Annotated in this window: 11 protein-coding genes; 8 read left to right on the top strand and 3 right to left on the bottom strand. The window is 72.9% G+C overall.

The window, feature by feature from the left end:
- A partial coding sequence (locus tag ABZV06_RS16610; protein WP_355622209.1) for a UbiA family prenyltransferase occupies window positions 1-649 on the bottom strand: 649 nt, incomplete at its 3' end.
- Between ABZV06_RS16610 and ABZV06_RS16605 the strand changes: the two genes are divergently transcribed.
- From ABZV06_RS16605 to ABZV06_RS16590, 4 genes are all read left to right on the top strand, one after another.
- Window positions 648-1,409: a methyltransferase domain-containing protein gene (locus ABZV06_RS16605; RefSeq protein ID WP_355238435.1), complete on the top strand. Its 762-nt coding sequence runs from the start codon at window positions 648-650 to the stop codon at window positions 1,407-1,409. The genes ABZV06_RS16610 and ABZV06_RS16605 overlap by 2 nt on opposite strands.
- A 41-nt stretch (window positions 1,410-1,450) precedes the next feature.
- The gene (locus tag ABZV06_RS16600) at window positions 1,451-2,617 is read left to right on the top strand and encodes an acyl-CoA dehydrogenase family protein (protein WP_355622206.1); all 1,167 of its coding nucleotides are present in this window, start codon (window positions 1,451-1,453) and stop codon (window positions 2,615-2,617) included.
- An 85-nt stretch (window positions 2,618-2,702) separates the two neighbouring features.
- Window positions 2,703-3,761 carry a type III polyketide synthase gene (locus tag ABZV06_RS16595; RefSeq protein ID WP_355238429.1) on the top strand — a complete coding sequence of 353 codons (1,059 nt, stop codon included), beginning with the start codon at window positions 2,703-2,705 and terminating at the stop codon, window positions 3,759-3,761.
- A 31-nt stretch (window positions 3,762-3,792) separates the two neighbouring features.
- A complete protein-coding gene (locus tag ABZV06_RS16590) occupies window positions 3,793-4,431 on the top strand; it encodes a hypothetical protein (RefSeq protein WP_355622203.1) in 639 nt (212 codons plus the stop codon).
- 20 nt (window positions 4,432-4,451) lie between these two features.
- On the opposite strand, the gene ABZV06_RS16585 is transcribed toward ABZV06_RS16590, so the two are convergent.
- Window positions 4,452-5,129: a hypothetical protein gene (locus ABZV06_RS16585; RefSeq protein ID WP_355238423.1), complete on the bottom strand. Its 678-nt coding sequence runs from the start codon at window positions 5,127-5,129 to the stop codon at window positions 4,452-4,454.
- 329 nt (window positions 5,130-5,458) lie between these two features.
- Between ABZV06_RS16585 and ABZV06_RS16580 the strand changes: the two genes are divergently transcribed.
- The 4 genes from ABZV06_RS16580 (at window position 5,459) to ABZV06_RS16565 (ending at window position 8,335) form a co-directional block, all read left to right on the top strand.
- The gene (locus tag ABZV06_RS16580) at window positions 5,459-5,944 is read left to right on the top strand and encodes a CarD family transcriptional regulator (RefSeq protein WP_007073334.1); all 486 of its coding nucleotides are present in this window, start codon (window positions 5,459-5,461) and stop codon (window positions 5,942-5,944) included.
- Window positions 5,945-6,002: 58 nt separating this feature from the next.
- Complete coding sequence (gene ispD / locus ABZV06_RS16575; RefSeq protein WP_355622200.1) at window positions 6,003-6,698, top strand: 2-C-methyl-D-erythritol 4-phosphate cytidylyltransferase; 696 nt, start codon at window positions 6,003-6,005, stop codon at window positions 6,696-6,698.
- A 112-nt stretch (window positions 6,699-6,810) separates the two neighbouring features.
- The gene (gene ispF, locus ABZV06_RS16570; protein WP_355238832.1) at window positions 6,811-7,296 is read left to right on the top strand and encodes a 2-C-methyl-D-erythritol 2,4-cyclodiphosphate synthase; all 486 of its coding nucleotides are present in this window, start codon (window positions 6,811-6,813) and stop codon (window positions 7,294-7,296) included.
- 10 nt (window positions 7,297-7,306) lie between these two features.
- Window positions 7,307-8,335: a tetratricopeptide repeat protein gene (locus ABZV06_RS16565; RefSeq protein ID WP_355622197.1), complete on the top strand. Its 1,029-nt coding sequence runs from the start codon at window positions 7,307-7,309 to the stop codon at window positions 8,333-8,335.
- Here ABZV06_RS16565 and ABZV06_RS16560 read toward each other — a convergent pair.
- On the bottom strand, window positions 8,332-9,498 hold the full coding sequence (locus ABZV06_RS16560) for a homogentisate 1,2-dioxygenase domain-containing protein (protein WP_355238413.1): 1,167 nt from the start codon (window positions 9,496-9,498) through the stop codon (window positions 8,332-8,334). The two genes, ABZV06_RS16565 and ABZV06_RS16560, sit on opposite strands and share 4 nt — an antisense overlap.
- Between the last annotated feature and the right edge of the window lie 44 nt (window positions 9,499-9,542).

The following is a 9,542-nucleotide window of genomic DNA, read 5'->3' as shown; positions in this document are numbered from 1 at the left end:
CCCGGCTGCCGGCCGCGCCGAGGCGGTGCGGCAGGCCGCGCACGCCGGTCCGGGCATCGTCGGCGAGGTCGGGCAGCACGTTGGCGAAGTGCGCGCCGGCGCCGAGGCAGGCCGCCGCCGTCAGGAGCCAGACCGGCGGGGTCGGCTCACCGGGAAGCGCCAGCACCACGAAGCCCGGCAGCGCGCCGAAGGACACGGCATACGGCAGGACCGACAGCGCGGTGGCCTTGAGCGGCCAGTCGTAGAGCAGCGCGGAGACCAGGGCGACCGTGAGCCAGAGCGCCGCCGTGGGGTTCGTGGTCAGCGCCAGCAGCGGGCACGCCAGCGCGGCGACCGCGGCGGCCCAGGCCGTGCCGCGCCGGCCCACCGCGCCAGCGGCGACCGGCTTGTCGGTACGCCCCACAGTGGCGTCCCGCTCGGCGTCCAACGCGTCGTTGGTCCAGCCGACGGCGAGCTGGCTGGCGAGTACGGCCAGCACCACCGAGACGATTCCCACCGGCCGGTGCCCCACTCCCCAGGCCAGCAGACCGGACACTGTGGTCACCGCGGCGGCCGGTTCCGGATGGCTCGCTCTGACCAGCCCTAACACCCTCGACGACATAAGGGAAGTCTGGTCGTTACCGAGCAGTCGTGCCACGCTCGGAGCCATGCGAGACGTGGCGTCCACCGCTGAGCGGGTGCTGCCGCGCAACGACCCGCGCCAGTACGACGATCTGGCCGGCGAGTGGTGGCGACCAGATGGCGCGTTCGCGATGCTGCACTGGCTGGCCGAGGCCCGCGCGGCCCTCGTGCCGCCGGCGACGCGTCCGGACGCGGTCCTCGTCGATCTGGGCTGCGGGGCCGGACTGCTCGCGCCGCACCTCGCCGGCAAGGGTTACCGGCACGTCGGGGTGGACCTGACCCGTTCGGCGCTCGTCCAGGCTGCCGAGCACGGCGTACGCGTGGTCCAGGGCGACGTCACGGCGGTGCCGCTGCCCGACGGGTGCGCCGACGTGGTCTCCGCCGGTGAGCTGCTGGAGCATGTGCCGGACTGGCCGCGCGCGGTGGCCGAGGCGTGCCGCCTGCTGCGCCCGGGTGGGCTGCTGGTGCTGGACACGCTGAACGACACGGCGCTGGCCCGGCTGGTCGCGGTGCGGATCGCCGAACGGCTGCCCACGGTGCCCCGCGGCATCCACGATCCACGGTTGTTCGTGGACGCGCGGGCACTGGTGACCGAGTGCGCCCGACACGGTGTCGAGCTGCGCCTGCGCGGGATTCGACCGCAGGTCGGGGGGATGCTCGCCTGGTTGGTGCGGCGCGCCCGCGCCGCGCGGACGCCGGGTGCGCCGTCGACGGGTCGTGCGCCACGCATCGTGCCGACCCGGTCCACCGCCGTGCTGTACCAGGGCCAGGGGGTCCGCAGAGGATAGTCCGCTCGTGGCGGGGTATGGGACGCCGAGGAAGGAGCGATATGACGGTGCACGCGCTTGAGGCGGCCCGCCGTTTGACGCCGCGGTTCGCCGCGCGGGCGGCGGAGCACGACCGGAACGGCTCCTTTCCGATCGAGGACTTCCGTGACCTGCGGGAGGCCGGCCTCTTCGGGTTGATGGTCCCCCGCGCGCTGGGCGGCCAGGGCGCGAGCTTCGCGGAGTACACCGCGGTGGCGACCGAGCTGGCCCGGGGCAACGGCGCGACGGCGCTGGTGTTCAACATGCACGCCTCGGTCACCGGCGCGCTGGGCGCGGTCACCGAGGAGCTGGCCGAGGCCCTCGGTGTGCCGGACGAGGCGTTGGTCGCCCGGGACCGGCTGCTCACCGCGGCGGCCCAGGGCGCCTGGTACGGCGTGGCGATGAGCGAGCGTGGCACCGGTGCCCGGCTCTCGCAGCTGAGCACGGTCTACGAGCAGACCGACGGCGGCTGGCACCTCAAGGGCAGCAAGACCTTCTGCTCCGGTGCCGGTCACGCCGACGGCTACCTGGTGGCCGCGCGCAGCTCCACCGACCAGTCCGTGGTGTCGCAGTTCCTGGTGCCGGCCGGCGACGGTCTGACCGTCGAGCCGACCTGGGACGCCCTCGGCATGCGCGCCACCTCGTCGCACGACCTGCACCTGGACGTCACCGTGCCGGGCGACCGGCTGCTCGGCGGGGTCGAGGGGTTGGCGCTCGTGGTCGCCCAGCTGATGCCGCACTGGTTGGTGGCCAGCTACGCGGCGGTCTACGTGGGTGTGGCCCGCGCGGCCATCGACGCGGCCTCCGAGCACCTCAACGCCCGCAACCTGGCCGGTCTCCCGGCGGTGCGCTCGCGGCTGGGCCGGGCGGACGCGGCGACGGCGGCGGCGGAGCTGGCGGTGGCCGAGGCTGCCCGTCGGGTGGATGACGCGCCGGGTGACGCGGAGACCAACCGCTGGGTGTGGCGGGCGAAGCTGCTGGCCGGGACGACGGCCGCCGAGGTGGCGGCGTCGATGCTGGAGGCGGCGGGTACGTCGGCGACCCGGCGTGGTCATCCGTTGGAGCGGCTCTACCGGGATGCCCGGTGCGGCTCTCTGCACCCGGCCACCTCGGACGTCTGCGCCGACTGGCTGGGCATCGCCGCGCTGGGCGGCGACCCGGACCGCGACGGATCGGCACCTCGTTGGTGAGCCGGTGTCGCGGGACACGCACGGGAAAGGCGCCGGCCGCGGTGGCCGGTGGGAAGGCCAGGGGGAGGACAGCGTCTGACGAGAGGTGGGGATCGTGTCCGTACCAGTGATCGCGGGGCTCGGGACAGCGCAGCCGCCGTCCGCTTCCCAGGACGAGTTGTGGGAGGGTTTCTTCGCCAAGCACTTCTCCGGCAACACCCGGGCGTTGGCCGAGCGGATCTTCGCGAATTCGGGGGTGACCCGACGTCAGGCCGCGGTCAATCCGTTGATCGAGGACGTCTCGGACTGGCCGACCGAGCGCCGGATGCGTCGCTACCAGGTGGAGGCGCTGCCGCTGGGCAAGGAGGCGGTGGGGCGCGCGTTGACCGCCGCCGGCCTGGACGCCGGCGACATCGGGATGTTCATCGTCTGCTCCTGCACCGGGTACGCCACTCCGGGGCTGGACATCCTGCTCGCCCGCGACCTGGGCATGGCAGCGGACACCCAGCGCATGTTCGTCGGCCACATGGGCTGCTACGCGGCGCTTCCCGGGCTGGGCGCGGCGAGTGACTTCGTCACCGCCCGGGGCCGGCCCGCGTTGCTGCTCTGTGCGGAGTTGACAAGTCTGCACATCCAGCCGTCCACGGCCCGGGTGGACACCCAGCAGATCATCTCGCACGCGCTCTTCTCGGACGCCGCCGTCGCCGCCGTGGTGGTGCCCGGCGGCCGGGGGTACGCGTTGCGTGAGGTCGCGTCGGTCACCGACACCTCGACAGCGGACCACATGACCTGGGACGTCACCGACGCCGGATTCCGGATGGGGCTGTCGTCGAAGGTCCCGCAGGTCCTCTCCCGGCACGTTCGCGGTCTGGTCGACGACCTGCTGGCCCGGCACGGTGGCACCAGCTCCGACGTGGACGGATGGGCCGTGCACCCGGGCGGGCCGCGGATCCTCAACGTGGTCGAGCGGGAGCTGGCCCTGCCGCCGCAGGCGTTGGACGCGTCCCGGGCGACCCTCGACGAGCACGGCAACTGCTCTTCGCCGACGGTCCTGTTGATCCTGGACCGGTTGAGTCGTTCGACTCCGCCGCCCCGACGGGTCGTCATGCTGGCGTTCGGCCCGGGCCTCACCCTGTACGCCGTCCTGCTCGATCGACAGGAGTGAGCGCTCACGACCCGGCCGGTACGCTCCTCGCATGGATGCGGCGGCGGACGACCGGTTGCGCTCGGTGGTGCTGGTCGGGGTGGCTCTGGCCGCGCTGGCGCTGGGTGGCTGGTGGTGGCGTGCCGCTGCGCCCGCCCCGGTGGCCGGGCCGGTGGGTCCACCGGTGGTCGCGCCCAGCGTCAGCACCGAACTGGAGCGCATCGTGGCCAGTGGTGTGCCCGAGGACCGGGTGACGGTGTGGGTGGACCCGCAGACGGGCGAAGCCGTCCGGCTGGGCGGCGACCGTGGCCGGGTGATCGAGCTGGAGACGGATGCGAGTGCCGACACCGGCGCCGATGTGGGGGTCCTCGTACCCGGGAGCGACCTACCCTCGTTCCGCGACACGATCTGGAGAGAGCAGCGGGAGTTGGCGCCCGGTGAGGAGCGGACCCGACAGGCGTCCGACGACGGCGCGCGCTATCTGTTGCAGTACCGGTGCACCCGGCCCGGCACCCTGGCGGTGACGAGCACCGGGGCCGAAATTGTCGGTCCGCCGCGCATCGACTGCGACGGCACGCTCGCCTCGGCCCAGGTGCTGCCCGGCGGTGGGCCGTTCCGCGTGTCGCTGTCGGCCGTCGGGGACCGGCCCATCGACGTCCAGGCGCAGCTCGTCGCGCTGCCCCCGTCGTAGGCTGCGGGGTCGTTGCTCGTTCAGCGGGCCAGGGCGGTCAGATCATCCTGGTACGCGTCGACGGGCCCGACGCCGGGCAGCACCCGCGTCACCACGCCGGTGCGGCCGACCAGCAGCGCGTTGGCGGCACCGGGGCCCAGGAACGAGCGCAGACCGCCGGCGGGGTCGGCCAGCGCGCGGACGCCGTCGAGCGGCGGTGCGGTGGCGACGGCCCGGCCCTCGGTCACGGTGACGACCGTGACGCCGGCGGGCGCCGCCGCCACGGCCTCGGTGACGACGTCCGGGCAGCCACAGTCGTCCACCAGGATGATCATGGCGGGGAGCAGGCCACGGAGCGGCACGGGCGTCTGCCCGGCGTCGACCAGGTCCAGCGCGGGCAGCGCCCGGCCGGCGAGGGGCATGGGCGGCGTGGAGGGTGCCGGGGTGGGCCGGTCGGTGCTCCGGCCGGCGCGGGGCCAGGTGACGGCGAGCAGGCCGGTCAGGGTGGTGAGCACCGCCACCAGCAGGACGAGCAGCGGCAGGGCGAGTGCCCGGCGTCCGGCGTACCGGCCGGTGGCTCGGCGAAGGTCACGACGTACCTGGGCGGCTTCGCTGGCGAGAGCTGAGGCGTCGTCGGGAACGACGATGCGGCCCCACTCGGGTGGTAGGTCGGGCAGGCCGTCGGGCGGCCCGTGGCCCTCTGCGTCCGGCTTGCCCATCGGACCCCCCAGGAAGCGTCTCGAGAGCGGAGTGTGGCTCGGACTCCAGGGTCCCGCACCGGGGGCACCTCCCGCTACATCTGGGCGCGGTCCCGCACGCCGGGATACCATGGGAGGAGCGCATAGCCCTTGATCTCGACGTTCTGCTCATCCGTATCGGGAAGTCATCCGATCGTCACAGAGCGTGTTTGAACCACCGGTTTGACCGCCTGTCAAGCTGAAGAAAGACCTCTCACAGGGCCCCTGAGCTGCGCCAACGGTCAGGACATCGGTGAGACATCGTTGCCTGAGCGTGTTACCCTAGACACAGCGAAAGGGGTTTCGAACCTATGGTTTTCAGTGTCGGCGAGACCGTTGTCTACCCCCACCACGGGGCCGCACTCATCGAGGCAATCGAGACTCGGGTCATCAAGGGCGAGCCTAAGCAATACCTCGTCCTGAGGGTCGCGCAGGGTGACCTGACGGTCCGGGTGCCGGCTGAGAACGCCGAGATCGTGGGCGTTCGTGAGGTGGTCGGCGAAGAGGGCCTCGGTAAGGTCTTCGACGTTCTCCGGGCTCCGCACACCGAGGAGCCGACCAACTGGTCGCGGCGTTACAAGGCCAACCTGGAAAAGCTGGCCTCCGGCAACCCGCTGAAGGTCGCCGAGGTCGTGCGCGACCTGTGGCGCCGGGAGCGGGAGCGGGGCCTCTCCGCAGGCGAGAAGCGGATGCTGGCCAAGGCCCGCGACATTCTCGTCGGCGAGGTCGCGCTGGCTGAGAAGAGCACCAAGGACGAGGCGGAGACGCTGCTCGACAAGGTCCTCACCGAGGCCTAGTCCGCACACAGCATCGTCGTACCCACTTCGTAGCGAAGAAACCACCGAGGACCGCGACGTGACCGCGCAGCTCAACCCGCGCGGTGACGTCGCGGTCCTCGTGCCTGCGGCGGGTGCCGGCGTACGGCTCGGCCCCGGCCGACCCAAGGCGTTGCGTCTGCTCGCCGGCGAGCCGCTCCTGGTGCACGCGGTGCGCCGGCTCGCCGCCGCCGCATCGGTCCACACGATCGTGGTGGCCGCACCCGCGGCCGAGGTGGCGGGTGTCCGCGAGCTGCTGGCCCCGGTGGCACCGGTGACCGTGGTGGCCGGCGGCGCCGAACGGCAGGCCTCGGTCGCCGCCGCGCTCGCCGCCGTGCCGGCCGGCCCGACGATCGTCCTGGTACACGACGCGGCCCGCGCGTTGACCCCACCCGAGCTGGTCGAATCGGTCGCCGCCGCAGTTCGGAGTGGGCACGCCGCGGTGATCCCGGTCCTGCCGGTGGTCGACACGATCAAGGAGGTCGGTGCCGGCGAGGTGGTGCTGGGCACCGTCGACCGATCGGCCCTGCGCGCGGTGCAGACCCCGCAGGGTTTCCGCCGGTCGGTGCTGACCGCCGCGCACGCCGCCGCGGGTGATCCACTCACCGACGACGCCGGCCTGGTCGAGAAGCAGGGTGTAACGGTGACGTGTGTGCCCGGCTCGGAGTACGCGCTGAAGATCACCCGCCCGTTCGACCTGACACTGGCGGAGCATCTGCTCGCCGCCGACGCCTGACGCGTCACGCCGTGGCTCAGGACGGCGACGGGGGTCTCCGGCCCGGTGGACAGCGCCCCGTCGGGCGATTCGGCGCGGCAGGACCGGTTGTTCGTTCGCCGCGTACTCTCGGATCATGATCGTTCCTCGGGTGGCCATCGGCACCGACGTGCACGCGTTCGAGCCGGGCCGGCCCTGCTGGGTGGCCGGTCTGTTCTGGCCCGACCAGGATGGTCTGGCCGGGCACTCGGACGCCGACGTCGCCGCCCACGCCGCCTGCAACGCGCTGCTCTCCGCCGCTGGTCTCGGTGATCTCGGTTCCGCCTTCGGGGTGGGTCAGCCGGAGTGGGCCGGTGCGTCCGGGGTGGCGCTGCTGACCGAGACGGCCCGTCGGGTGCGGGCTGCCGGCCTGGAGATCGGCAACGTCTCCGTGCAGGTCATCGGCAACCGGCCCAAGATCGGTCGCCGTCGGGAAGAGGCCCAGCGGGTGCTCTCCGAGGCCGTCGGCGCACCCGTGACCGTCTCCGCCGCGACCACCGACGGGCTCGGTTTCGCCGGCCGCGAGGAAGGTCTGGCGGGCGTCGCCGTCGCCCTGGTGTACGACGCGCCGGCCGCCTAGGCTCGCCGCGATGTCCACCGATCCCGCTCCCGACCAGTTCGCCGCCGACGGCTACCTCGAACGCGCCCAGCTCCTCGCCGAGCTGGGCCGCCACGACGAGGCCGTCGGCGAGTTGACTGAAGGGCTCGCGTTGAAGCCCGCCGACCCGAAAGCCCTCACCATGCTGGCTCGGGTGCATCTCGCCGCCGACCGGCCGGTCGACGCGCTCGCCGCTGCGGACTCGGCCGTGGCCGCCGCACCGGACGCTCTGCCGGCGCTCGCCGCGCGGGCCATGGCGCTGGTCGACCTGGGGCGGTACGCGGAAGCGGCGGCCATCGCCGACCGGCTGTTGGCGCTCGGGCCGACCGACGCGTACGCGCAACGCAGCGCGGCGGCGATCCTGGCCGACGCGCGCAACGGCCAGCCGGCGCTGAACGCGGCCTGGCGTGGGGTCGAGCTGGCCCCCCAGGAGCCGCAGGCGCACCTGGTGCTCAGCCTGGTCGCTGCTCGGCTGGAGCTGTTCGACCTGGCCGAGCGGGCCTACCGGGAGGCGTTGCGGCTCGACCCCCGCCTCACCGAGGTCGGGCACGACGTCGGCGTCCTGCGCCTGGAGCAGCGCCGCTGGTCGGGGGCACTGGAACAGGTGGCGGAGACGGTCACTCCGGGCCCGAGCCGGATCGACTCCCCTCGGACGCTCGCCTACGGCCTGCATCGCCTGGTGCTCTACGGCGCGGGCTGGTCACTGGTCGCCGCGGTGGTGGTCGCGTTCGCGGCGTCGACGAGCGACGGGTTCTCCCGGGTCCTGGCGGTGCTCGCCGCGCTGACCGGCGCCGTCGTGGTGTGGCAGCTCGCGTCACGGCTACCGGGACTCACCCGGACCGTCCTGCCCGCCATGGTGCACGCCGACCGGACGATGGCCCTGGCCATCTACGCGGTGGCCGCCGCGCCACTGCTGCTGATCGTGTACGCGGTGGTCGGCTCGCCGTGGCCGCTGGTGCTGGCGATCGTCGCCACGGCAATAGCCGAGTTCGCGGTCTTCAGCCGAACAGCCTTCCGCTAGCCGCGACGCGCCCACGTCCAGGCGTACGCCTCGTCCTCGCAGGCGCGTGCCGCGTCGCAGAGGTCGAGGGGGCGGAAGGTGTCGACCATGACGGCCAGTTCGTCGAAGTAGTCCGCGCCGATGGAGCGCTCGGCGGCACCCGGCTGAGGACCGTGGGTGAACCCGGACGGGTGCAGCGAGATCGAGCCCTGCTCGATCCCGGAGCCGCGCCGGGCCTCGTAGTTGCCGCCGGTGTAGAAGAGCATCTCGTCGGAGTCGACGTTGTGGTGGTTGTACGGCACCGGGATCGACTGCGGGTGGTAGTCGACCTTGCGCGGCACGAACGAGCAGATGACGAAGTTCGGGCCCTGGAAGGTCTGGTGCACCGGCGGGGGCTGGTGGATGCGGCCGGTGATCGGCTCGAAGTCGTGGATGGAGAACGCCCACGGGTAGAGGTGTCCGTCCCAGCCCACCACGTCGAAGGGGTGGTTGGCGTACACGTGGCGGGTCCAGCCACGGCGGTGCCGGACCAGGACCTCGACCTCCTCGCCGTCGACGAGCAGGGGCGTGTCCGGGCCGCGCACGTCGCGTTCGCAGTACGGCGAGTGCTCCAGGAACTGCCCGCGTACGGAGAGGTAGCGCTTGGGTGGGCCGATGTGCCCGGACGCCTCGACGGTCAGCAGTCGGACGGGCGCGTCGCCGGTGGGGACCAGCCGGTGGATGGTCGAGGTGGGAATGACGACGTAGTCGCCGGCGACCGCGTCCAGGGCCCCGAACGGTGACTCGACCCGCATGGTGCCCGCCTCGACGTACAGGCAGTGATCGCCGGTGGCATCGCGGAACAGCGGCGACGGGCGGTCGGCGAGCACGTACCCGATGCGGACGTCGTCGTTGGCGAGCAGGTACTGCCGGCCGAGGATCGGGTCGGCGTCACCGGCGTCGAGCTTGTGGGTGCGCAGGTGGCGGGGCTTGAGCGGCAGGTTCGGCGCGCGGGTGAACGCGGGTGGGGTGAACTCGTCGGCGGCGATGATCGCGGTGGGCGCGTGCCGGTGGTAGAGCAGGGACGAGTCGGAGGAGAAGCCCTCCTGACCCATCAGCTCCTCGGCGTAGAGGCTGCCGTCGGGCTGGCGGAACTGGGTGTGGCGCTTGCGCGGCACCTCGCCGACGCTGCGGTAGTACGGCATGTCGCCTCCCGATCTATCCCGTTCACCGGCCGAAGGCGTCCGAT

The organism is Micromonospora sp. NPDC005172 (assembly GCF_040608555.1).
Lineage (GTDB): Bacteria > Actinomycetota > Actinomycetes > Mycobacteriales > Micromonosporaceae > Micromonospora.
The sequence above is the reverse complement of the archived record's forward strand: the minus strand, read 5'-3'. Positions and strand labels throughout refer to the sequence as shown.

What these genes read in the sequence shown, in the direction of transcription:
- ABZV06_RS16605 (WP_355238435.1), top strand. Translation starts at nt 648, where the DNA reads ATGCGAGACGTGGCGTCCACCGCTGAGCGGGTGCTGCCGCGCAACGAC.
- ABZV06_RS16600 (WP_355622206.1), top strand. Translation starts at nt 1,451, where the DNA reads ATGACGGTGCACGCGCTTGAGGCGGCCCGCCGTTTGACGCCGCGGTTC.
- ABZV06_RS16590 (WP_355622203.1), top strand. Translation starts at nt 3,793, where the DNA reads ATGGATGCGGCGGCGGACGACCGGTTGCGCTCGGTGGTGCTGGTCGGG.
- ABZV06_RS16585 (WP_355238423.1), bottom strand. Translation starts at nt 5,129, where the DNA reads ATGGGCAAGCCGGACGCAGAGGGCCACGGGCCGCCCGACGGCCTGCCC.
- ABZV06_RS16580 (WP_007073334.1), top strand. Translation starts at nt 5,459, where the DNA reads ATGGTTTTCAGTGTCGGCGAGACCGTTGTCTACCCCCACCACGGGGCC.
- ABZV06_RS16565 (WP_355622197.1), top strand. Translation starts at nt 7,307, where the DNA reads ATGTCCACCGATCCCGCTCCCGACCAGTTCGCCGCCGACGGCTACCTC.
- ABZV06_RS16560 (WP_355238413.1), bottom strand. Translation starts at nt 9,498, where the DNA reads ATGCCGTACTACCGCAGCGTCGGCGAGGTGCCGCGCAAGCGCCACACC.